The organism is Oerskovia sp. USHLN155, assembly GCF_037145535.1.
Lineage (GTDB): Bacteria > Actinomycetota > Actinomycetes > Actinomycetales > Cellulomonadaceae > Oerskovia > Oerskovia rustica.
Map to the genome: position 1 here is coordinate 238,429 of NZ_JBBCXG010000004.1, position 23,023 is coordinate 261,451.

The 23,023-nt window shown below is 71.3% G+C and carries 17 protein-coding genes; 5 read left to right on the plus strand and 12 right to left on the minus strand.

Going from position 1 to position 23,023, the window contains the following annotated elements; all coding sequences use genetic code 11:
• The first annotated feature begins 109 nt into the window (after positions 1 to 109).
• Entirely contained in the window at positions 110 to 1,009 is a 900-nt protein-coding gene (locus WFH32_RS07415; protein ID WP_336706744.1) for a DedA family protein, read from the plus strand.
• Positions 1,006 to 1,779, plus strand: a complete 774-nt coding sequence (locus tag WFH32_RS07420) for an HAD-IIA family hydrolase (RefSeq protein WP_030151063.1) — start codon at positions 1,006 to 1,008, stop codon at positions 1,777 to 1,779. Before WFH32_RS07415 ends, WFH32_RS07420 begins: the two co-directional genes overlap by 4 nt.
• Positions 1,780 to 1,931: 152 nt before the next feature.
• On the opposite strand, the gene WFH32_RS07425 is transcribed toward WFH32_RS07420, so the two are convergent.
• Genes WFH32_RS07425 through WFH32_RS07440 form a run of 4 tightly spaced genes read right to left on the minus strand, consistent with a single transcriptional unit; the run spans position 1,932 to position 5,622 of the window.
• On the minus strand, positions 1,932 to 2,321 hold the full coding sequence (locus WFH32_RS07425) for a universal stress protein (RefSeq protein WP_191795553.1): 390 nt from the start codon (positions 2,319 to 2,321) through the stop codon (positions 1,932 to 1,934).
• Entirely contained in the window at positions 2,321 to 3,880 is a 1,560-nt protein-coding gene (locus WFH32_RS07430) for a tripartite tricarboxylate transporter permease (RefSeq protein WP_336706746.1), read from the minus strand. Before WFH32_RS07430 ends, WFH32_RS07425 begins: the two co-directional genes overlap by 1 nt.
• On the minus strand, positions 3,873 to 4,547 hold the full coding sequence (locus tag WFH32_RS07435) for a tripartite tricarboxylate transporter TctB family protein (RefSeq protein WP_336706748.1): 675 nt from the start codon (positions 4,545 to 4,547) through the stop codon (positions 3,873 to 3,875). The genes WFH32_RS07430 and WFH32_RS07435 overlap by 8 nt, the downstream gene beginning before the upstream one ends.
• Before the next feature lies 1 nt (position 4,548).
• Complete coding sequence (locus tag WFH32_RS07440) at positions 4,549 to 5,622, minus strand: Bug family tripartite tricarboxylate transporter substrate binding protein (RefSeq protein ID WP_191795556.1); 1,074 nt, start codon at positions 5,620 to 5,622, stop codon at positions 4,549 to 4,551.
• A gap of 225 nt (positions 5,623 to 5,847) precedes the next feature.
• Between WFH32_RS07440 and WFH32_RS07445 the strand changes: the two genes are divergently transcribed.
• Together WFH32_RS07445 and WFH32_RS07450 are read left to right on the plus strand one after the other, a co-directional pair.
• A complete protein-coding gene (locus tag WFH32_RS07445) occupies positions 5,848 to 7,608 on the plus strand; it encodes an ATP-binding protein (RefSeq protein WP_191795557.1) in 1,761 nt (586 codons plus the stop codon).
• On the plus strand, positions 7,605 to 8,333 hold the full coding sequence (locus tag WFH32_RS07450) for a response regulator (RefSeq protein ID WP_191795558.1): 729 nt from the start codon (positions 7,605 to 7,607) through the stop codon (positions 8,331 to 8,333). Before WFH32_RS07445 ends, WFH32_RS07450 begins: the two co-directional genes overlap by 4 nt.
• A gap of 105 nt (positions 8,334 to 8,438) precedes the next feature.
• Here the strand turns inward: WFH32_RS07450 and WFH32_RS07455 are convergent, their stop codons facing one another.
• From WFH32_RS07455 to WFH32_RS07480, 6 genes are all read right to left on the minus strand, one after another.
• Positions 8,439 to 13,160 (minus strand): HtaA domain-containing protein, encoded by a 4,722-nt coding sequence (locus tag WFH32_RS07455; RefSeq protein WP_336706750.1) that lies wholly within the window; start codon positions 13,158 to 13,160, stop codon positions 8,439 to 8,441.
• Between the two features lie 248 nt (positions 13,161 to 13,408).
• Positions 13,409 to 14,005: a LemA family protein gene (locus WFH32_RS07460; RefSeq protein ID WP_336706752.1), complete on the minus strand. Its 597-nt coding sequence runs from the start codon at positions 14,003 to 14,005 to the stop codon at positions 13,409 to 13,411.
• A 142-nt stretch (positions 14,006 to 14,147) separates the two neighbouring features.
• Complete coding sequence (locus WFH32_RS07465) at positions 14,148 to 14,909, minus strand: hypothetical protein (RefSeq protein WP_191795560.1); 762 nt, start codon at positions 14,907 to 14,909, stop codon at positions 14,148 to 14,150.
• 95 nt (positions 14,910 to 15,004) lie between these two features.
• Positions 15,005 to 15,589, minus strand: a complete 585-nt coding sequence (gene pyrE, locus WFH32_RS07470; protein ID WP_030151073.1) for an orotate phosphoribosyltransferase — start codon at positions 15,587 to 15,589, stop codon at positions 15,005 to 15,007.
• Positions 15,590 to 15,599: 10 nt separating this feature from the next.
• Positions 15,600 to 16,319 carry a hypothetical protein gene (locus WFH32_RS07475; RefSeq protein ID WP_336706753.1) on the minus strand — a complete coding sequence of 240 codons (720 nt, stop codon included), beginning with the start codon at positions 16,317 to 16,319 and terminating at the stop codon, positions 15,600 to 15,602.
• Positions 16,320 to 16,346: 27 nt separating this feature from the next.
• On the minus strand, positions 16,347 to 17,114 hold the full coding sequence (locus WFH32_RS07480) for an SDR family NAD(P)-dependent oxidoreductase (RefSeq protein WP_336706754.1): 768 nt from the start codon (positions 17,112 to 17,114) through the stop codon (positions 16,347 to 16,349).
• Positions 17,115 to 17,261: 147 nt separating this feature from the next.
• On the opposite strand from WFH32_RS07480, the gene WFH32_RS07485 reads away from it, so the two are divergent.
• Positions 17,262 to 18,053 (plus strand): exodeoxyribonuclease III, encoded by a 792-nt coding sequence (locus WFH32_RS07485; RefSeq protein ID WP_191795564.1) that lies wholly within the window; start codon positions 17,262 to 17,264, stop codon positions 18,051 to 18,053.
• A gap of 20 nt (positions 18,054 to 18,073) precedes the next feature.
• On the opposite strand, the gene WFH32_RS07490 is transcribed toward WFH32_RS07485, so the two are convergent.
• Entirely contained in the window at positions 18,074 to 20,530 is a 2,457-nt protein-coding gene (locus WFH32_RS07490) for a GH36-type glycosyl hydrolase domain-containing protein (protein ID WP_191795565.1), read from the minus strand.
• A 58-nt stretch (positions 20,531 to 20,588) separates the two neighbouring features.
• Positions 20,589 to 22,811: an NTP transferase domain-containing protein gene (locus tag WFH32_RS07495; RefSeq protein WP_191795566.1), complete on the minus strand. Its 2,223-nt coding sequence runs from the start codon at positions 22,809 to 22,811 to the stop codon at positions 20,589 to 20,591.
• Between the last annotated feature and the right edge of the window lie 212 nt (positions 22,812 to 23,023).

The following is a 23,023-nucleotide window of genomic DNA, read 5'->3' on the forward strand; positions in this document are numbered from 1 at the left end:
CCCCGCTCGGTACCCGGGCCGGGCCGGGCCGGGCTATCCCCCCACGATGTTCACGGTCGCGCCACGTGGGTCCGGGCCCGCGCGACGGCGCGCCGACTACGCTGGGTGCGTGCTCACCGACCTGCTCACGTCCACGCTGCCCGACGCCACGGCCGCGCTCTCTGCCGTCGACGGGAGCCACGTGGTCGCCCTCGGGCCCGACTGGCTCGACGCGCGGAACATGATCAGCGGGTTCATCGAACGCTTCGGCGTCTACGCGGTGTTCGGCATCATCGCCGTGGTCTTCATCGAGACCGGTCTGCTGTTCCCGTTCCTGCCCGGTGACTCGCTGCTCTTCACCGCGGGCCTCCTGGTCGCACAGGACGAGCTGAACCTGTCGATCTGGCTCGTGTGCGGCATGATCTTCGCCGCCGCGTTCCTGGGGGACCAGCTCGCCTACCTGATCGGGAACAAGATCGGTCCGCGGCTCTTCAAGCCCGACGCCCGCGTCCTGAAGACCAAGTACATCGACCAGGCGCACGACTACTTCGAGCGCTTCGGCGGTCGCACGGTCATCCTCGCGCGGTTCGTCCCCTTCCTGCGGACGTTCGCCCCCGTCGCCGCCGGCATGAGCGGCATGCGCTACCGCACGTTCGTGGTCTACAACCTGATCGGCGCGTTCGTCTGGGGCGTCGGCGTGACGCTCCTCGGCTACTGGCTGGGCAACGTCCAGTTCGTCAACGACCACATCGAGACGATCCTCGTGCTCATCGTCGCGATCTCCGTGATCCCCGTCGTGATCGAGGTCCTGCGCGCCCGCCGGGAGTCCCGGCGGGTCAGGGCCGAGGGCACGGGCGCCCTGGTGGACGCCGCGACCGTCTCCGAGCTCGCCACCGCCTCCGCGACGCCCGCCACGGCGACCAGCGGCGAGGCCGCTGCGGCCCCCGCAGACCCGAGCACCGCCCCGGCGTCGGGGCCCGAGACGTCGACGGGCACCGTCGAGCACACCCCAGGAGAGGACCACCGATGACCCGCGTGATCGAGAGCTGGCTCACCGACATGGACGGCGTGCTCGTCCACGAGGGCCACGCCATCCCCGGCGCCCCGGAGTTCATCCGGGCCCTGCGGGACAAGGAGCGCCCGTTCCTCATCCTCACGAACAACTCGATCTTCACGGCCCGTGACCTGCGTGCGCGCCTCGCGACCTCGGGCATCGAGGTGCCCGAGGAGTCGATCTGGACGTCCGCGCTGGCCACGGCGCAGTTCCTGAGCGACCAGGTCCCGGGCGGCAGCGCGTACGCGATCGGCGAGGCGGGCCTCACGACGGCCCTCTACGAGGCCGGCTACACGCTCACCGAGTCCGACCCCGACTACGTGGTCCTCGGCGAGACGCGCACCTACTCGTTCGAGGCCATCACCAAGGCCGTGCGCCTGATCCTGGGCGGCTCACGCTTCATCTGCACCAACCCGGACACGACCGGCCCCTCGCAGCAGGGACCGCTGCCCGCCACGGGCGCGGTCGCGGCCATGATCACGGCAGCGACGGGGCGCGAGCCCTACTTCGTGGGCAAGCCCAACCCCATGATGTTCCGGTCCGCGCTCAACCGGATCGACGCGCACTCCGAGACGACCGCGATGATCGGCGACCGCATGGACACCGACGTCGTCGCGGGCATCGAGGCGGGGCTCTACACGTACCTCGTCATGACGGGCTCGACCAAGCTCCACGAGGTCGACACCTTCCCGTTCCGGCCCAGCAAGGTCGTCGACTCGATCGCGGACCTCGTCGACCGCATCTGAGCCGTCCTCCGGCAGGCGGTCCTGCTCGAGGGACGGCGTGCCGACCGGTGGTCCTGCCGCCCGTGGGCGACCCCGCCGCCCCTCCCCCGGACAGCGCACCGCCCCGGCCCCCCGACCAGCTCGGGGTACCGGGGCGGCGGTCCGTGGACGCCTCAGGCCTTGACCGCCAGGACCGGGCAGTTCGCCCGGAGGAGGATCTGCTGAGGCGTCGAACCGAGCACGAGCTTGCCCACCGGGGTCCGGCGACGCAGGCCGACGACGATGAGCTCGGCGGCGACCTCCTCCGCGACCTCGAGGACCACGTCGGCCGGCAGGGCGCCGGACTTCAGGTGGCGCACCTCGTGGCCGACCTGCGCCTCGTCGAGTATCTCGATGACGTGGGCCAGCTCGGCCTCGTCGGCCCACCGGGGGTCGACGAGCCGGTCCGCCCGGGTCGCGTTGACGATCACGACCTTCGACCCGAGCAGCGCGGCCGACCGGCCCGCTGAGCGAGCGGTGGCGGTGCCGAGGTCGCCGGGCGCGTAGGCGAGGACGACGGTCATCAGTTCACCTCCTGCGACTGGGATTCTTCACGAATCTCCTCGCCGAGCCGGGACAGCTCGGCGTTGGCACGCTTCTCGCGGCTCTTGAGCCACAGGCCGAGGCCCACGATCACCAGGATCGAGACGTAGGCGGTGGCCGCGAACGGGCTCGTCACGAGGTAGGAGAGGTCTCCCTGGCTGATGGTCAGGGAGCGCCTCAGGCGGTCCTCGGCCATGGGGCCGAGGATCATGCCGACCACCATGGGGGCCACGGGGTAGCCGTAGCGCCGCATGAAGAAGCCGACCACACCGATGACGAGCAGGATGAGCACGTCGATCGGGGAGAAGTTGAGCGCATAGGACCCGAGCGCCCCGAACAGCAGGATGCCCGCGTACAGGTAGTGCCGGGGGATCTGCAGGACCTTGACCCACATGCCGACGAGCGGCAGGTTCAGGACGATCAGCATGAGGTTGCCGACGTAGAGGCTCGCGATGAGCGCCCACACGAGCGACGACTGCGTCTGGAAGAGCATCGGACCCGGCTGGATCCCGTACGACTGGAACGCGACGATGATGATGGCAGCGGTCGCCGTCGTGGGGAGCCCCAGGGTCAGGAGCGGGACGAGGACGCCCGAGGCCGCGGCGTTGTTCGCCGACTCCGGGCCTGCGACGCCCTCGATGGCGCCCTTGCCGAACTGGTCCTTGTGCTTGCCCGCGAGCTTGCGCTCGGTCGCGTACGACAGGAACGTCGCCACGTCGGCGCCACCGGCCGGGATGGTCCCGACGGGGAAGCCGATCGCGGTGCCGCGGAGCCAGGGCTTCCACGAGCGGCGCCAGTCCTCGGGCTTCATCCAGGAGCGCCACCCCTTCTCGACCGGGATGACGTGCACCGGTCCGTGCCGCAGGCGAGAGGCGACGTAGAGCGCCTCGCCCACCGCGAACAGGCCCACGGCGACGATGACGACGCTGAGACCGTCGGCGAGGTTCGGGACGCCGAACGTGAAGCGCTGCTGCCCGGTCAGTGTGTCCGTGCCCATGAGCCCCAGGAACAGGCCGAGGGCCAGGGCGACCATGCCGCGCGAGACCGACTTGCCGAGGAGCGCTCCCACCGTGATGAAGGCGACGATCATGAGCGCGAAGTAGTCGGGTTCGCCGAGCTGGACCGCCCACTTCGCCATGACGGGTGCGACGAGCGTCAGGAGCACGGTCGCGATGGTGCCCGCGACGAACGACCCGATCGCGGCCGTGGCGAGCGCCGCGGCGCCGCGTCCGAGCCGAGCCATCTTGTGACCCTCGAGCGCGGTCACGATCGAGGCGGACTCGCCCGGGGTGTTCAGCAGGATCGAGGTCGTCGACCCGCCGTACATGCCGCCGTAGTAGATGCCCGCGAACACGATGATCGCGGCCGTCGGGTCGAGCGAGTACGTCAGGGGAAGGAGCAGCGCGATGGTCATGGCGGGGCCGATGCCCGGCAGGACGCCGACCGCCGTCCCGATGAAGACGCCGAACAGCGCGTAGAGCAGGTACATGGGCTGCGCGACCGTCGCGAAGCCCTCCATCAGTGCGGAGAGGTTATCCACGGAACAAGCTCACCCCTTCGAGGAACGGGCCGGGGGGCAGCGACAGGCCGAGCAGTCCGCCGAAGACGAGCTGGATGACGAGCGCGAGGACGACGGCGAGCGCGATCGCGCGCCACCACGGGCGGGCGCCGAGCACGATCGCCGACCCGCCGAAGAGCAGCGTCGCCGCCACCGGCCAGCCGGCGAGGTTGATCGTGTAGACGTGCGCCACGAAGATGACGCCGAGGAGCGCGACCGTCTTCCAGTCGGTCCTGACGTTCGGGTCGACGTCCTCGCCGTCGTCCTCCTCGCCGAACTTCCCGCGCAGGAGCCCGATCAGCACGAGGACGCCCGAGATCAGCAGCAGGCCGCCGACGAGGTACGGGAAGGCGCGAGGGCCCATGGTTCCCGCCGACCCCGGGACCACGATGGTCCCGGCGTCGACGATCACGAACACGCCGAGCGCCACGGTGACCCCGGCGACGACGTACTCGCCGATCCGCCGCCTGGGGGCCGCGGTGGTGTGCGCCGCAGCGGCCCCCGACGGCCCGGTCCCGCCGGTGAGCGGGACCTCTTCGGTCACCGGGTCCTGGCCGCGCGGGTCGGCGCGGCGGCCCGTGGCGACCTGGGGGGAGGCCCCGCCCGGTGCGGGGGATTCACCGGGCGGGACGACAGAGGACGGGGACATGTCAGACGACCAGACCGATGTCCTGCAGGACCGCCTGGATGTCGGCGATGTTCTGCTGGAGGTAGTCGTCGAAGTCGGCGCCGGTGACGAACGCGTCCGCCCAGCCCTTCTCCTCGAGCGTGGCCTGCCACTCGTCGGACGCGTGGAGCTCCGTGAGGACGGCCTCGAGCGCGGCGCGCTCCTCGTCCGTGATGTCGGCGGGGGCGAGCACGCCACGCCAGTTGGTGAGGTCGAAGCCGTAGCCTGCGTCGTGGAGCGTGGGGACGTCGGGGAGAGCCTCGACCTTCTCGGGGCTCGTGACCGCGAGCGCGCGGACCGTGCCCGCGTTGACCTGCTCGACGTACTCGCCCACGCCGGAGATGCCGGCGCTGACCTTGTTGCCCAGGAGGGCGGCGAGGGACTCGCCCCCGCCCGAGTACGCGACGTAGTTGAGCGTGTCGACGAGCTTCTCCGACGGGACACCGGCCTGCTTGAGGAGCATCCCCGCGAGGATGTGGTCCGCGCCGCCTGCCGACCCACCGGTGACGGTGACGTCCTTGCCGTTGGCGACGATGTCGTCCACGAGCTCCTTGAGCGTCGTGTACTTGGACTCGGCCGGCACGACGATGACGAGCGGCTCCTCCGTGAGGCGCGCGATCGGCGTCGTGTCCTCGATGCGGGCCTGGGACTTGTTGGTCTCGACCGCACCGACCATGACGAGCCCGGTGACCATGAGGGTGTTGGGCTCCGTGACGTTCGCGAGAGACGCCAGGCCGACGGTCCCGCCCGCACCGCCCACGTTGGTCACGTTGATGGTCTTCGCCAGCCCGGTGGCCTGCAGCTCCTTCTGGAGCGCGCGGCCCGTCTGGTCCCAGCCACCGCCGGGGTCTGCGGGGACGATGATGTCGAGCGAGGCCAGGCCGACCGCGGCGGGCTTGTCGCTGCCCTCGGCAGCCGGGGCCTCGTCACCCGAGGCGAGTCCTGCGCAGGCGCTGAGGGCGAGGGCGAGGCTCGTGAGTGCTGCTGCGCCGACCAGGCGGCGACGCCCCGGCCGGCTGGTGCTGTGCCCGCTGCGCGGGCTGACGACGGATGCCATTTCTCCTCCTTGAGCAGGCCTCGCGACGTCGTGGTCCCGGGCCGTTGGTGTGCAGCGGAGCCTAGGAGCGCAGAGGTGGTGCGTGGTCTCTGAGGTCGTAATGGACGTTGTGGTCGTTGTGGTCAGGTGAATTTCCGGCGCCAGGTCACGGGTACGTCTCGGTTCTGCGTCCGGGTGGCGGACCGCCCCTGTGGCCTGGGGCACACTGGTCCGGTGGGATGGGCAATGCCGCTCAGGGTTCAGCTGCTCCTGCTGCAGGTCGTCATCGTCCTCGCCGTGGTCTCGGCCGCCGGCGTGGTCGCCGGGACCCTGCAGGAGCGGCAGCTTCGTGACGCGTACCTGGATCGGATGACCGGGGTCGCGCAGTCCGTCGCGGGGCTGCCTGCCATCAGGGACGCGCTGGGCTCGGCCGACCCGTCAGCCACCATCCAGCCCATCGCCGAGGTCATCCGCGAGGCCTCCGACGTGACCTACGTCGTCGTGACCGACGACGAGGGCATCCGCATGTCCCACCCCACGGCGGAACGCATAGGGGAACGTGTGTCCACCGACCCCTCCGTCCCCCTGTCCGGGGGGACCTACATCGGGACCCAGACGGGCACCCTGGGCGAGTCGTGGCGCGTCAAGGTACCCATCTACGACGAGTCGGGGCGGGCCGTCATCGGGGCCGCGTCGGTCGGCATCCTCGAGTCGCAGCTCCACGCGGACTTCCGCGAGGACCTGGACGGTCTGCTCCTCGCGCTGGGCACCGCTGCAGCGGGCGGGGTCGTGTGCGCCTGGTGGGTCACGCAGCTGGTCCGCCGCAGGATCTACCGGCTCGAGCCGGAGGAGATCGCGTCCCTGCTCGAGACGCGTGACGCGATGCTCCACGGCATCAGCGAGGGCGTCGTGGCCCTGGACCGCACCGGACGGGTCGCCCTCGTGAACGACGAGGCACGCCGCCTCCTGGGGCTGGGGCCCGGCGAGGCACCGGTCGGCTCGCTCGCGACCGACGTGCTCGACGGCCAGCTCCTGGAGCTCGCCGACCGGCCCGGCGACCACTCGAGCGGCGAGCTGCTCCTCGCGGGCGAACGCGTGCTCCTGGCCCGCGCCAACCCGGCGACGGTCGACGGGCGGGCAGTGGGCGCGGTGCTCGTCCTGCGCGACCACACCGAGCTGCACGCCCTCCTGCAGGACCTCGACGGCGCCCGCGACCTGACCGACGCGCTGCGCGCGCAGTCGCACGAGTTCGCCAACAAGCTGCACGTCGTCTCGGGGCTCCTCGAGCTGGGGCAGCACGTCGAGGCCGTCGCCTTCATCGAGCGCGCCGGGCACGGCGGGCTCCTCACGGCGAGCGTGATCGCCCCGGGCGTCCACAGCCCGCAGGTCGCGGCCCTGCTCCTGGCCAAGGCGACCACTGCGCGCGAGCGCGGGATCGACCTCGAGGTCGACCCCTGCTCGGTGCTCGACGCCCCCGACTCCCCCGACGCGACGGCCCTCCAGCAGGACGTCCTGACGATCCTCGGCAACGCGATCGACAACGCGATCGACGCGGCGGGCCCCGGCGGGACGGTCCAGGTCCTCGTCCAGGAGGACGACGAGGAGGTCGCCGTCCTCGTCGACGACGACGGCCCGGGCGTCCCGACGGCGTTGCGCGCCGCGGTCTTCCGGCCCGGCTTCAGCACCAAGCACGCGGGAGCGCAGCCGCCCCGGTCCGTCCGCCGGGTGCCGCGTGCCGGCACGTCGTCGTCACCCCGGTGGGACGCCCTCCGGCACGACGACGCCCCCGCACCTCTGCTCCAGCCGACGCCAGGTTCCGACGCGGGAACCGCGCGCGGCATCGGGCTCGCCCTCGTGCGACGGATCGTCGCCCGACGGGGCGGGACCGTCGGCTTCACGACCTCACCGCTCGGCGGCGCGCGCCTCACGCTGACGCTGCCCGTGCGCTCCTCCGCGGCCCTCTCGGGGGCCGCGCTCGACCGACTCACCGGGACGGTGCACCGATGACTTCCACAGACGACCGACTGCGGACCCTGATCGTCGAGGACGATCCCCTCATCTCCCGCCTGCACCGCGGGTTCGTGGAGAGCCACCCCCGCTTCGTCGTCGTCGGCGAGGCTCGCACGGGGGCGGAGGCAGTGCGAGCGATCTCGGTGCTCGAGCCCGACCTCGTCCTGCTCGACATCTACCTGCCCGACACGAGCGGGTTCGCGGTGCTGAACCAGCTGCGCCGGCGGCCCGGTCCCCCCGTGGACGTCATCGCGACGACGGCGGCGCGGGAGCTCGACAGCGTGCGGCGTGCCATGGCGGGCGGGGTGCAGCACTACCTCGTCAAGCCGTTCACGGCGGCCGTGCTGCGGGGACGGCTCGACGAGGTCGTCCGGTTCCGCGCACAGGTGCGGGCGACCGACGGCGCCCTCGACCAGGCCACGGTCGACCGGCTCGTCCGGCAGGCCCGCAACGAGGGTCCCCAGCTGCCCAAGGGCCTGTCCGACCGCAGCCTGGAGCTCGTCGTCGGGGCTCTCGTCGAGGTGTGCCGGACCGGGTCGGTCGACGCCTCGGCGGTCGACGTGGCCGAGGCGACAGGGATGTCCCGGGTCAGCGCCCGACGCTACCTCGAGCACCTCGTCGCGATCGGCCAGGCCGAGGTCAACCCGCGGTACGGCTCGGCCGGTCGGCCCGAGAACCGCTACAAGCCGCTCCTCGCGGTCAGCGCGGAGTCGCCGTCCTAGCGGGGCCACGGAGCAGAAGGACGGCGGGGGGGGGGGGGGGGGGGGGGGGGGGCGCGCCCCCCCCCCCCCCCCCCCCCCCCCCGCCCGGGTCGTGCAGGTGGGTCGTCAGGCGTGGACGCGCGCCCGACGGCGCTTGCTCACCGCGAGCAGGCCGGCGCCACCCAGGAGCAGCATCACGGCGAAGGCCGTGAGCGTCGCCGAGTCGGCACCGGTGTCCGCGAGGCCCGAGTAGACGTCGCACTCGACGTCACCGCCGACCGGGAAGCTGAACGTGACAGGAGCGAGTGCCGTCCCTGGCTCGTAGAAGCCCGCGAACGCCTTGGCGCCCGCAGCGGTCAGCGTGGCGGGGGCGCCCTTCCAGGTGATCGTGCTGCCCGAGGTCGACTTCTTGCCCGAGAGGTTCAGGCTCGCGAACGCGACGCCCTTGCTCGTGGACTTGTTGCCCTGCATGTCGCTGCTCACGACGTCGACGACCAGGGTGCCGGTGCTGCCGTCGACCTGGACCCGCGGGTTGGAGATCTGCAGGTCGAGGATGCCGTCGTGGCCCGTGAACTTCACCGAGCCGGCGAAGCTCGTGCGTCCCTTGCCGAGGTCGGTGTTGAAGGAGCCCTTGCCACCGCTCCACGTGAAGGACGAACCGTTGTCCTTGACGCCGCTGGTCGAGACCGAGCCCTTCGCGATCGGCCCCGCGATGTACGCACGGAACGAGTCGCTCACACCCCAGCTCAGGGTCGCACCGTTGACGCCCTGCGCGTAGCACTGCTGGGCGGCAGAACCGCCCGAGGTGTTGGTCCCCACGACCGTGATGGCCGCGCGGACGGTGTGGTTCGCCCCCTCGAGGGACAGCGTGTGCTCGCCCGGCTCGAGGTCCTTGGGGATCGTGACCGTGGCCGACGCGGCGCCGCCGGCGTTGGCCGTGATGCCCGTCGCGAGCGTCCGCGGGGTCGAGCGGATGACCGACTTGAGGCCGGTCTCGTTCGCGTCGAAGCCGACACCGCTGATCGTGACCTGGCCGCCGGGAGCGACCTGGGAGACCGAGAGGGTGGCCTTGGCGGGGTCGACCGGGGTCGTTCCCGTCCCGTCGTCGGGGGTCCCGATGGTGCCGCCGTCGCCGCCGCCCTGGGACCCGAGGGCACCCATCACGAAGAAGATCGGGTCGAGCGGGGTTCCCGCCGGGTAGAAACCGCTGAAGGCCGTCGATCCCGCTTCGGTCAGCGTCGTGGCGACGTTGACGTAGGTGACCGAGCCGCTCTCGTGCTCGATCGCGCCGTTGTTCAGCGCGAGCGAGGCGAACGGGACGCGCTTGGCCTCGAACGTGGTCCCGTCGAGGTTCGCGGAGCGCACGTCGACGACGAGGGTGCCGTGCAGCGCCGACGACACCTCGACGGTCGGGTTCGACAGGGTGAGGTTGAGCAGCCCGTCATGGCCCGAGAAGGTGACCGTCCCGCCGTACTCGGCGGTCCCGAGGAGCGAGCCTGCCTTCCACGAACCGCCGGTCTGGCGGAAGTCGAAGGTCTCGTCCTTGATGGAGGCGCCGGCGGACGCCACGGCTCCGCCCTTGGCGATGCTCCCCGTGATGTAGCTGCGGAAGCTCTCCTTGACGCCCCACTGGAGGTTGCCCACCGGGAGGTTGCCGTCGACGGGTGGCCCTTCGACGGCGGTCACGGTGACGGTCTGCGACGCTGACGGCAGGAATGCCGCCGCGTCCGACGGGACGAAGCGCGCCGAGAACTGGATCGGGCCGAGACCCGAGGTCGGCACACCGATACGTGCCGCGCCCTGGACCACGGGGACCCTGGCCACGACGGAGTCCCCACGCAGGAACTCGACGGTGCCGACAGCGCTGGTCGGGGTGACGATCGCCGAGAGCTCCGCGGCGTCGCCACGAGGGACCTCGGCGGATGCCGCGCTCAGGGTCGTGGTCGTCTCGACGGCCCCGGGAACAGCCTGCTTGACCGTGATGGAGGAGAACGTGTCGAGCGTGCGGTCGGTCACGGAGAGACCGTGCGCCGCGGAGGTCGCGACGACGTACTCCGTGGTCGGGTCGAACGAACCGGCCGGGACCGTGACGGTCGTGGTGAACTTCCCGTCGACGATCGAGGCCACGTGCGCGAGCTGCAACCAGCCAGCGGCGACCAAGGGGCCTTCGCCCTTCCAGATCGTCGCGTCACCCAGCAGGACGTAGGCGCCGTTCTTGGCACCGGCTCCCACGAAGCCGGTGCCTGTGATCGTGAAGGTGTTCGCGACCGACGGGTCGACGTCGCCGTTCGGCGTGACCGTCACGGTGGGCTTCACGATCGAGAAGACCGCCTCGCCGTGCGCACCGAGCTCGCTCAGGACCGTGACCGTCGCCGTCCCTGCGGAGGCCGCCCTGGGGACCGTGACGGTGATCGAGGCACCGGTGGACGAGAAGGTCGCGGCGGCACCGTCGAGCGCGACCGCCCGGACCCTGTCCCCCGCGCCGAGGCCGTCGACCGTCAGGGTCTGCTTCCCACCCGGGACGACCTGGGGCAGGCCCGGCGTCACGGTCAGCCCTGCGGGCGCCGCTGCGTCGGTGTAGTTGACCGGGACGGAGAGCTCCTGAGCGGCGTTCGTCACGCCGCCTGCCCCGTAGGTGTAGACACCGAAGGAGCCGGACTCCGGCCACGCGACGTCCACGCCCAACTTCTGCCCAGGCTTGACCGTCAGCTCGGCCGTGAAATCGCCCTCGGGCGAGACCGTGACCCACTGACCACGCACCGCACCCTGGAGAGCAGGCGAGATCGCGTCGAACCCGGCCTGGCTCAGCGCCCACCGCTGGTCACCGACCACGCGAGCCGACGACGGTGCACCCGTGGACGGCTTCCACGCGTCGGCGAACTTCCCGAAGACCACGTACGTCCCCGCGGGGTTGCCCGCTGAGATCGGCGGACGGTTGCCCTCAGGGGCGACGTTTCCGGCCGGGTCGAACCCGGAGCCCTTCACGACGACCTTGTCCCCCGCGCGCACCAACGTGTTCCTCAGCGGCGTCGTGCCGTCAGCGGCGAAGACCTCGACCTTCGGCTCGAACGCCGGGGCCGGTGCGTTGGTGAAGTTCACCGCGACGGACTTCTCCTGTGCGGCGTTCTTCATACCGCCCGCGGCGTACGTGTAGATGCCGAACGTCCCGCCCTCGATCGCGTCGAGCGTGGTGAGCTTCAGCGTCGCCGTGAACGAGCCGTCAGCAGAGATGTTCACCCAGTCCTTGCGGATCGCGGCCTGGTAATGCGGCGGGACCTGGTCCAGCACCGACTCGGCCAGGGCCCAGGCCTGGGGCCCCGCCTTGCGGGCCGACGACGGCGCCCCCGTCGAGGGCTGCCAGTCCTTCGCGAACGACCCGAACACCACGTAGCTGCCCTGCGGCAGGTGCGCCGGGATCGGCACCCCACGACCCCCGACGTTCGCAGCCGGGTCGAAGCCGGCGCCCTTGACGACGATCTCGTCACCAGGACGCACCACGGTGGTGCCGAGCGGCGTCTTCCCGTCGGCGGCGAACACGTCGATCTTCGGTGCGAACACCGGGGTCGTGGGCTCCTCCGCCTTGAACGTGATCGGGGTGAACGTGTCGAGCGAGCGGTCGGTGACCGACAGCCCGTGCGCGGCCGACGTGGCCACCTGATAGGACTTCGACGCGTCGAGCGTGCCTGCCGGGACCGTGATCGTGGTCGTGAACGCGCCGTCCTTGACGAGGGCGCTCGGGACGAACGCCTGCTTCAGCCAGCCCGCACCGGGCAGGGCCGAGCCGCCGCTCCAGACCGAGGTCTCACCAAGGAGCACGTATGCGCCGTTCTTCGCACCCGCGCCGACGAAACCGGTGCCCGAGATCGTGAACGTGTTCTCGACCGCGGGGTCGACGTCCTTGGTCGGGGTGACCGTGACCTTGGGGTCTGCGGCCGGGGCCGGCGGGTCGACCTGCTTGGCCGTCACGGTGTGCGTGACCGACGCAGAGGCCGAGGCGGTGAACGCCGCGGCGTCCGTCGGCGTGAAGTGCGCGCTCAAGGAGTGCGCACCGACGGCGGGGGCGGGCACGTCCAGGCGAGCGACACCTGCGGAGACCGTGGCGGTGCCGAGCGACGAGGAGCCGTCCCGGAACTCGACCGTGCCCGCGACGGCGGGCGCGACCGTCGCACCGAGCGCGAGCGCCGTGCCCTCGACCGAGGTGCCCGCGGGCGAGACCGCGAGCGTCGTGGTCGTCGCCGTGGCAGGGGCCACCGGGAGCGGCGCGTCGAGCGTCGCCGTGAGCGTGGACATGGGCTTGCCGGTGTAGGCGCTGAAGTAGCTCGAGACCGACGCGAGGGTGCTCGCGACCGTCCCGTTCACGACGAGGGCGAGCTTGTCGCCGGTCCGCGTCGGCGTGACGGTGACGTCGGCGACCTTCGCGTCGTTCCCGGCGCCCGCGTTGACCGTGCCGCTGAAGTCGGCCGTGAGCACGCCCGCCGTCGCGGAGGTGAGGCGGAGCGTGAGGTCCGAGATCGTGAGGTCGAGGGCGCCGTCGTGGCCCGAGTACTTCGTCGTCCCGGCGAACCTCACGGTCCCCGCGCCTGCCGTGTCGAGCGAACCGGAGGCCGGCTTGTAGACCGACTTCCCGTCGATCAGTGCGGGCGTGACGGTCCCCTTGGCGATCGGGCCGGTGACGTAGTCCGTCCAGCCGTCGGTGAAGTTCCAGGTGGCGCTGCCGCCCGACACCGTGACGGTGTCCGCGGCGGCGCCCGCCGGAGCGACCCCGACGAAGGTGAGACCGGCGACGAGCGCTCCGGTCAGGAGTGACGCGAGGGCGCGTCGGCGCCCTCCCCGTTGCGTGATGAGCACTCGATCTCCTGTGAAGGTCCAGGGTCGCCCGCGATGGCGACGCATGGCGACAGGTCTCTCGACCATCGCCCCGTGGACCATATAAGGGCTGCCTCACCAAAGCAAGGTAAACCTTATCTGCTGTGCGCGGAGTCACACACGTATCGCCCGGGACACCGGTGACGCGGCTGAGGGGCGGAGCGCCCACCGGCACCCCGCCCCTCAGCCGCGTCGCGCCCGCTCCCGTCGCCCGGTCGGCGGCCCACGTCTCAGCGGTCGACGATGGACCCGTTCCCGTGGAAGTCGACGCGCGGCGCGGCACGCACAGCCGGGTTCTCGACCTCGAAGTACTCCGCCCGCTGGAACCCGAACATCCTCGCGACCACGTTCGGCGGGAAGGTCTCGACCTTCGTGTTCAACGTGCGCACGTTCGCGTTGTAGAACCGGCGACCGGCCGCGATGCGGTCCTCCGTGTTCGTCAGCTCGTCCTGGAGCCGACCGAAGTTCTCGCTCGCCCGCAGCACCGGGTAGGCCTCGGCGACTGCGAACAACCGCCCCAGAGCCTGCGTCAGCTGGTTCTCCTTGGCCGCCTGGTCCGCAGGACCCGACGCCGGACCGGCCGCGGCCGAACGAGCCGCCGCCACCTCCTCGAACACGCCGCGCTCGTGCGCCGCGTACCCCTTCACGGTCTCCATGAGGTTCGGGATGAGGTCGTGGCGCCGGTGCAGCTCGACGTCGATCTGGCGCCACGACTCCTGCACCAGGTTCCGCAGCCGGACGAAGCCGTTGTACTGCGCGACCGCCCAGAGCAGGACGATCAGGACGACGATGCCGATGACGATCAAGGCGATGGTGCCGCCTGTCATGCTGCCCCCTTGGGCTGAGCTGGTCGGACCGGGCGCCCGAGCATCACGCGGTCGGACCTGACGGACCGGGCGCGAGACGCCGTCGGGCGGCGCGGAAGGTAGGTGCATCGTAGCGGGGCGGACCCTCGCCGGACCGTGCGGCTCACGGTGACGGCGTGCCCCACGGCGGCGCGTCGGCCGCCGACCCCGCGCCTGCCCCGCCCGGCCCGCGCGGCGGCCGCTCCGCACGACGCGGCGGGAGCGCCCCGCGGTCCAGCCACACGAAGTCCGGGACCGCGTCGACCACCACCGCGAGCCGCGAGAGCATCGGGAAGAGGTTGTCCGGCACCGTCCGCCCGCCCGTCCACGCGAGGATCGCGTCGCCCTCGATCCGCAGGAACCTGCGCTCGAAGTCCGCCTCCAGCAACCGGTGCATGGTGCGCGGGTGCAGCACGTCGTGCGCGAACCGCAGGTCGCTCGACTCGACCCGCCACGCCCGGTTGAAGGCGTCCGACTCGAGCTGGATGTCCTGCCCCCCGAACGCCTTGGCCAGCTTCGCACCGAGCCCCTCGGGCGTGAGCTGGAGCGTCGGGAACGACGCGTCGAGCAGCAGCGCGACCACGTGCGCGGAGTGGGTCGTCGACTCCTTGCCCGAGCCCGTGGTCCACGAGTACGTGAAGGACAGGGCCGAGCGCCCCTCGAACGGGCCGGTCAGGACCTCGGTCGCACGTCGCGAGCGCCCCTCGTCGAACGGAGACCCCCGCCATCGGCGCGCGAGCGCAGGGTCCGCGCCGTGGTGCTCCCACCCGTTCGCCGACGCCCAGCGTTCGAGCAGCGCGATCCGCGCCCGGTGTCCCCACCAGCCGACGAGCACCCCCACGACGGCGAGCAGCGCCATCCCGACCACGAACCACGAACCGTCCATCGCTCCCCCTGCTCGTCGGGGCCGGGGCCCGTCCTCCTCGGACCGGGCCGGCCAGGTCGGTCGGGCCCGTCAGGCGGTCGGGGCCGCCAGGCCGGTCAGGCCAGGTCGAAGTCGGTCAGGCCGAAGATCGAGTGGTACGGCACCCCGAGCGCCTCGATCTTCTCGCGCGCCCCCGTGTCGCGGTCCATGATCGTCGCGACCCCCACGACCTCGGCGCCCGCAGCCCGCGCGGCCTCGATCGCCGTGATGGGCGAGCCGCCCGTCGTGGTCGTGTCCTCGACGACGACGACCCGGCGCCCCGCGATCTCCGGTCCCTCGATCTGGCGCTGCATGCCGTGCGCCTTGGCCGCCTTGCGGACCACGAACGCGTCGAGGTCCTGACCGCGCGAGGCGGCGGCGTGCAGGAGCGCGGTCGCGATCGGGTCGGCGCCCAGCGTCAGGCCACCCACGGCGTCGACCTCGGCCGTGCCCAGCCCGACCTCCTCGAGCTGGTCCAGCAGGACGTGCCCGATGAGCGGGGCCGCACGGTGGTGGAGCGTGACACGGCGCAGGTCCACGTAGTAGTCGGCCTCCTTGCCGGAGGACAGCGTCACCTTCCCGTGCACGATCGCGAGCTCGGCGATCAGGTCGCGAAGCTGCTCGCGGGGCGTCGGGGACAGGTGCGTGGAGGTCTCGGTCATGGGGTCAAGGCTAGCGGTCCGGCGCCTGTGCGGGCCGTGTCTCCTCGTCCTCCGGACGCTCGGGGGCCCCGACGTGATCGAGGACGCCGGCGAGCAGGAGCGCGAGGTCGCGCACGTCCTCGACCGGCACGGGGCCGTCCGTCCACGACAGGACCGCCCCGGACTCGAACCGCAGCCGGGTCCCGGCGTACGCGGGGGCCAGGAGCACCTGCCGCACGGACGCCGTCAGGAGCTCGTGGGCCGCCAGCTCGTCGGGGGCCCGTACCGTCCAGGTCGCGGCGAACGCCGGGTCGTCGAACACGACCCTGCGCCCCACGACCCGCTGGACCGAGGGCTGCAGGTAGTCGACGGGCACGACCTCGACCGTCGGGACCTCACCCCGGGCTTCGAGGGCCACGACCTGGCACTCGACCATCGTCGGGCGCCCGCGTCCGGCCAAGGTCGCAGCGGAGCGCCACGCGTACCGGAACGTCACGAGCGGCCACCCGCCGACCGTCCCGCCCCGCAGGTCCTCGACCCGGCCGCGGTCCTGGACGTCGAACGGAGCACCCCGCCACCGGTCGAGCAGCGACTCGTCGGACGGCACGGACTCCCAGCCGAGGTCGCGCAGCAGCGCGTCCTGCGCGGCCCTGCTCCGACGCCGCGCGACCCTGGCCAGCACCGCCGCCCCGACCACGAGCACCAGCAGGACGACCAGCAGGACCAGCCCGACGACCGACTCCCGGCTCACGCCCGCCTCCCCCGGCGCCGCACTCCCCTAGCGCCCCTCGAACGCCCGCACGGCCGCGCGTGGCGCGACCTTCAGCAGCCCCGAGGCCAACCGGTAGCGCAGCGAGGGCGTCGAGATCACGACGCCGCGGCGCACGTCCGCGAGGGCCGCCGCGACGACGCGGTCCGCGTTCAGCCACGCGACCTCGGGAAGCTGCGTGTAGTCGATCCCGGCCCGCTCGTGGAACTCGGTGTGCGTGAGCCCGGGGCACAGGGCCGTGGCCGTGACGCCCGTCCCGCGCAGCTCGACCGCGAGCCCCTCGGTGAACGTGCGCACCCACGCCTTGGCCGCCGAGTACGTGCCGCTCGCCGTGAGCGCCGCGACCGACGCGACGTTGAGGATCGCGCCGCGGCCACGCTCGGTCATCTGCCCTGCCGCGGCGTGCGAGAGGACCAGGACCGCGCGCACCATGACGTCGAGCGCCGTGACCTCGGCGTCGACGTCGCCGCCCACGAAGCGCTGGTGCACCGCGTATCCGGCGTTGTTGACGAGCAGGCCCACGGGTCGGCGGCCCGCCTCGTCCTGCTCCACGAGGGCGAGGCGCTCCGCGACGCGCGCGACGTCGTCGGGCACGGAGAGGTCCGCCGGGAGCACCTGGACCCGCACGCCCGCGGCCGCACGGATCTGCGCCGCGACGCGCTCCAGGCGTTCCTCGTCGCGCGCGACGAGGACCAGGTCGTGACGGGCCGTGGCCAGCTGCCACGCGAACTCGAGCCCCAGGCCGGCGCTGGCGCCGGTGATCAGTGCAGTCGCCATGGCCTCAGCCTAGGGGGCACGGGGCGGTCGGGTGACCCGCACGCCCGACGGCGTCACGCACCACCGCGCGGCAGGCTCGCCATCCACCGACGATCCACCGGCGATCCACCGGCACAGCGCGTGGGACGCCCCGGATAGCCTGTCGCCATGCGTCTCGCCACCTGGAACATCAACTCGATCCGAGCCCGCGCCGAGCGGGCCGTCGCCTTCCTCGAACGATCGGGCACCGACGTGCTCGCGCTGCAGGAGACCAAGTGCAAGGACGCCCAGTTCCCGCACGAGGTCTTCGAGGCCGCGGGCTACGAGGTCGCGCACTTCGGCCTGAGCCAGTGGAACGGCGTCGCGATCGCCTCCCGCGTGGGCATCGAGGACGTCGAGACGGGCTTCGCGACGCAGCCCCACTTCGGGGCCGAGCCGCACCTGGAGGCCCGGGCCGTCGGGGCGACGTGCGGCGGCGTGCGCGTGTGGAGCCTGTACGTGCCCCACGGTCGCGCGCTCGACGACCCGCACTACCCGTACAAGCTCGAGTGGCTGCACAACCTGCGCACCCAGGCCGCGGGCTGGCTCGAGGCGGACCCCGCCGCGCAGGTCGCGCTCGTCGGGGACTGGAACGTCGCACCGCTCGACACAGACGTCTGGGACCCGGCCGTGTTCGCCGGGCACACGCACACGTCTCCGGCCGAGCGGGCGGCGTTCTCGGCGTTCGCGGCGGCCGGGTACAGCGAGGTCACCCGCGACTTCTTCCCCGAGGAGCACAAGTACACGTACTGGGACTACCAACAGCTGCGCTTCCCCAAGAACCAGGGCATGCGGATCGACTACGCCTACCTGTCCCCCGCGCTGCGCGCCCGCGCGACGGGCGTCGAGATCGACCGTGACGAGCGCAAGGGCAAGGGCGCCTCGGACCACGTCCCGGTGATCGTGGACCTCACGGACTGACGTCCACGGCCTGAGGTGCGCTAGCCCAGCGTCACGACGACCTTGACCTCGGAGCCCTCCGGCTGCACCGGGATCGGCTGCGTCGGGTCGAGCTCGACACCGTCGAGCGTCACGGACCTCACGCCCTTCGACACGTGGTCGGGGTTGCGGACCTCGATCTCGTAGACCGCGCCACGCCACTCACGGCGCACCTCGAAGCCGTCCCAGTCCTTGGGGATCGACGGGTCGACGACCAGGCCGTCGAGGGCCAGGCGCACACCGAGGATGTACTTCGTCGCGGCCGTGTACATCCAGCCCGCCGTACCCGTGAGCCACGGGTTCTGCGCCTTGCCGAACCACTCGTGGTCACGGCCGTACAGGAACTGCACGTAGGCGTAGGGCTCGGCCCCGCGGACCTCGATGTTGTCGTTCTGGTTGTACGGCAGGATCGCGTCGTAGAACTGCACGGCCTCGTCGCCGCGGCCCAGCATGGCCTCGGCGATGATGGGCCACGCGTTCGGGTGCGAGAAGATCGCCGCGTTCTCCTTGATGCCCGGGTACACGCGCGTCACGAAGCCGACCGTGTCGTCGATCTTGGTGAACGCCGGCCAGTTCAGGTGGTTGCCGTACTCCGAGCCCAGGAGCTCGCGCACCGAGTCCATCGACGCCTCGCCACGCTCCTGCGTCGTGATGCCCGCGATGACGGGCCACGCCTGGTGCTCGAGGAAGATCTTGCCCTCGTCGTTGTCGTTCGAGCCGATCTTCACGCCGTCGCGCGTGTAGCCACGGATCCACCAGGCGCCGTCCCAGAGCTGGGTGTCGGCGACCTTCGCGATGCGCTCGAGCTCGGCCTCGTACTTGGCGACGTCGGCGGCCGCGCTCTCGTCCCCGGCGGCCGCACGGTGCCGTGCGACCTCGAGGAACGCCTGGATGGCCCACGCGTGCAGGAACGTGACCAGCGAGGTCTCTCCCCCGCCCAGGTTCAGGCAGTCGTTCCAGTCCGCGCGCAGGCCCAGGGCCACGCCGTTCTGGCCGATCTGCTCGCTCGAGAAGTCGAGCGCACGCGTGAGGTGCTCGTACACCGTGGCGGGAGTGCCCTCGGCGAACGGGATCACCTCGTCGAGGAACTCCAGGCGACCGGTCTCCTTGACGAACTCGACGACCGACGGCACGAGCCACAGGTGGTCGTCCGAGCACGTGTCCTCGAGCCCGTGGATGAGGTCCTTGGGGTCGGGCGTCGGGACGATCGTCGGCGACGGCACGTCGGGCAGCTTGGGCGCGTCCGGGTCGAACGCCTTGGGCTCGAACAGGTGCAGGCCGTAGCCGGCCTCCGTCTGGGCCCGCAGGAGCTCGACGATGCGCTGGTGCGTCTTGGTCGGGTTGGTGTGGATGACGCTCATGACGTCCTGGGCCGTGTCGCGGAAGCCCAGGCCGCTGCGGCCGCCGACCTCGACGAACGACGCGAAGCGCGACCACACGACACAGGTCTCCGCCTGGAGCAGCGTCCACGAGTTGATCATGGTGTTCATGCCCTCGTGGGGCGTGCGGATGCGGAGCTTGTCCTGCTTGGCCTTCCAGTACGCGGCCAGGCGTGCACGCTCGGCGTCGACGGTCGCGACGTCCGCGTACTTCGCCTGCATCGCACGGCCGGCCTCGGCCCGCGAGCCGTAGCCGAGCATGTAGACGAGGCGCTTGGTCTCACCCGGCTGCAGCGTGATCTTGTGCTGGAGCGAGCCGCAGTGGTTCTGCGTCGTCGCGCTCTCGTTCGAGCCGTGCCCGCGCTCGATCGCGATCGGGTTGGCCTCCGAGCGGTACGCACCGATGAAGTTGTCGCGCAGCGAGTCGTACGACGACGGCGTCTCGCTCGACGCGAAGTAGTGGAACGTCCACGGCTCGTAGTAGGCGTCGTACTCGATGATGCCGTCCTCGTAGGACGACCCCGTCGAGTAGAGCGACATCTGCAGGTTCTGGTTGTCGATCGTGATCGTGTGGAAGGAGAACTCCACGTACGACCCGGCGGTCAGCTCACGGACCTCGTCGGTCGTGTTCGTCAGGCGCACGTCCCAGATCTCGACGTCGTCGTCCAGCGGGATGAAGATCGTCTGCTGGGCGTCGATGCCCTTGTACCGGGCCTCGAACGTCGAGTAGCTCAGGCCGTGGCGCGTCGTCCAGCGACCGGCACCGCCCGCAGGGTCGATCGGGTCACCGTCGGCCGCGAGCGGCTTGCCCACGGGCTGCCACGACACCGACCAGAAGTCGCCGTCGGCCTCGTCGCGCAGGTACACGTAGTGCCCCGGGCGGTCGAGGGGGACACCGTTCTGGCGGAACCGCGAGATGCGGCCGGTCTGCGCCGACTTGTAGTACGAGTAGCCGCCGCCGTTGTGCGAGAGCACGGTGCAGAAGTCCTTGGTGCCCAGGTAGTTCGTCCACGAGACGGGGACGTCTGGGCGCTCGATGACGTACTCGTCACGAGCGGTGTCGAAGTGGCCGTAGCGCATCGTCGGGTCGGTTCCTGTCGGTGAGAGGTGCGGGTGGGTGGGGTGCGAGGGCTCGGGCTCAGACGCCCGCGGTGACGAAGCCCTTGAGCCAGTCGAGCAGCTCGGCGGCCTTCTCGGGCGAGTCCGCCTCGACGAACATGCGCAGGACGGGCTCGGTCCCGGAGAACCGCAGGAGCGCCCAGTTGTCGTTCTCGAGGACGATCTTGGTGCCGTCGAGGTGGGAGATGCTCACGACCGGGTAGGGGCCGATGTGCGTGAGGGGGTCCGCCTCCAGTCGGCGCGGCACGGCGATCCGCATCTCCGGCGTGGAGTCCACGCCGGCCTCGAGCGTGTAGAGGCGCCCCGTGATCTCGTAGATCATCTCGCGCAGCTCGGAGATCTTCTTGCCCGTGCGGGCCAGCATCTCCACGACCAGGGCGCACGCGAAGATGCCGTCCTTGCCGAGGATCCAGCCGCGGACCGTGAGGCCGCCCGAGGACTCGCCACCGAGGACGGCGCCGATCTCCTCCATGCCGGCCGTGACGTGCTTGAACCCGACCTTGACCTCGCGGGACTCCTCGCCGAAGTGCGCGGCGAGCCGGTCCAGCAGGTGCGTCGTGGCCAGGTTGCGCACGACGCCGCCCTTCTCGCCGCGGAACTCGTGCAGGTACCAGTACAGGAGGAGCAGGAGGTCGTTGGTCGAGATGTACTCGCCCGTCTCGTCGACGATCCCGATGCGGTCCGAGTCGCCGTCGGTCGCCATGCCCAGGTCGTAGCGACCACCGCCCTGCTGGATCATCGAGATCAGGGTGGACAGGCGTTGGAGGTCCGGAGCAGGGGCGATGCCGCCGAACAGCGGGTTGTGCGACGCGTGGATGAACTCCGAGCGCACGCGCATGTCGTTGAGGATCGTGCCGAGCGTGAGCTGGCTCGTGCCGTACATGGGGTCGACGATCACGCGCAGGTCGGAGCCACGGACGGCGTCGACGTCGACGATCTTCTCGATCGCGTCGACGTAGGGCTCGGTGAGGACCCTGTCCACGACGAGACCGGCCTTGCGGGCGACCGCGAGGTCGAGCGTGATGACGTCGTCGACGCTGAGCGCGTTGGCCTCGTCCTGGTAGCGGTCGGTCTCGTCGTCGAGGGGCAGCGAGCCGTCCTGGCGGAACACCTTCATGCCGTTCCACTCGGGCGGGTTGTGGCTCGACGTGACGATGATGCCGTACGCGGCGCCGAGGTACGGGGCGGCGAAGGTCACGAGCGGCGTGGGGACGTCGTCGGGCAGGAGGGTGACCGGGATGTTGTTGCCCGCGAAGACCTCGGCGGCCGCGACAGCGGACTCGCGGGACAGGAACCGGCGGTCTCCGCCGATGACGACGCCCAGGCCGTCGATGCCCTTGCGGACCGTCTCGTTCGCGATCGCCTGGCACAGACGACGCACGTTGGCGAGCGTGTAGCCCTCGCCGATGATGGCGCGCCAGCCGCCCGTGCCGAACACGATCTTCGTGTCGGTGTTCTTCTTGGGCATGAACAGGCGCTTGAGGAGGATGTCCGCGGCCTCCTGCAGCTCCTCGGCGGTGTTGATGCCCCGGACCTCGTCGGTGTCGTAGATGCGGTACGACGAGATGCTCTTGTGCTTGCCGATGACGCGGCGCGCGAGCTCGGTGAGCCGGTGCTCGCCCTCGGCGAGCATGACCTCGAGCTCCGTGAAGAGCAGGCTCGGGGGCGCGACGTAGGCGCCCACGTTGACCTCGATGGGCTCCCCGTCGGCGTGCGCGTCGGCAGGCCGGTCCTCCTCCTCGAGGATCGCGGTGATCTCGCCGTCGTGGCGGACGATGCGCCCGTAGGTGGGCAGGTCCTCGGTCACGACGGCCGCGAGCAGCGACAGGTCCGCGCCCTTGAGCGTGTGGCGGGTCAGGAGCCCCAGCAGGGACTCGGAGCGCAGGAGCGGGGTGTCGGCGTAGGCCACGAGGACCTCGCTCGGGGTCGTCCCGAGCTCCTCGACCGCGGCGCGGGCCGCGAGCACGGCGCCACCCGTCCCCGGCAGGTCCCGCTGCTCGACGTACCGGAGCCCTTCGCCCAGCAGACCTCGGACGGTCGTGTCGCCGGGGGCCACGACGACCACGATGTGGTCGTCCGCGATGATCTTGCGGACGTTCGCGACCGCGAGCTGGACGACCGTCGCGTCGCCGAGCGGGCGCGTGATGAGCTCGCGCGAGGCGTCGTCGTGACCTGCGGCGAGGACCACCGCCGCTCGATCGTTCGTGGTGGCGGAAACCTGTGCGGCCTGTGGCAGGGTCATGACGTCCTCACTGCTCGGTGATGCGTCGTGCGCGGCCCGTGCAGACCGCGCTCGGTAGGGCACCGGAGAGCCGAGCGAAAAAAGCACGACTCCTTCCAAATCCCTCGCACGAGGGACCGCGGATGCCCGGTACCACCACCGATCATAGACGCGACGACGGGCGTCACGAAGGCCCTCGGGGGCTTTGGGGTGGAATCCTCACAAAATATTCG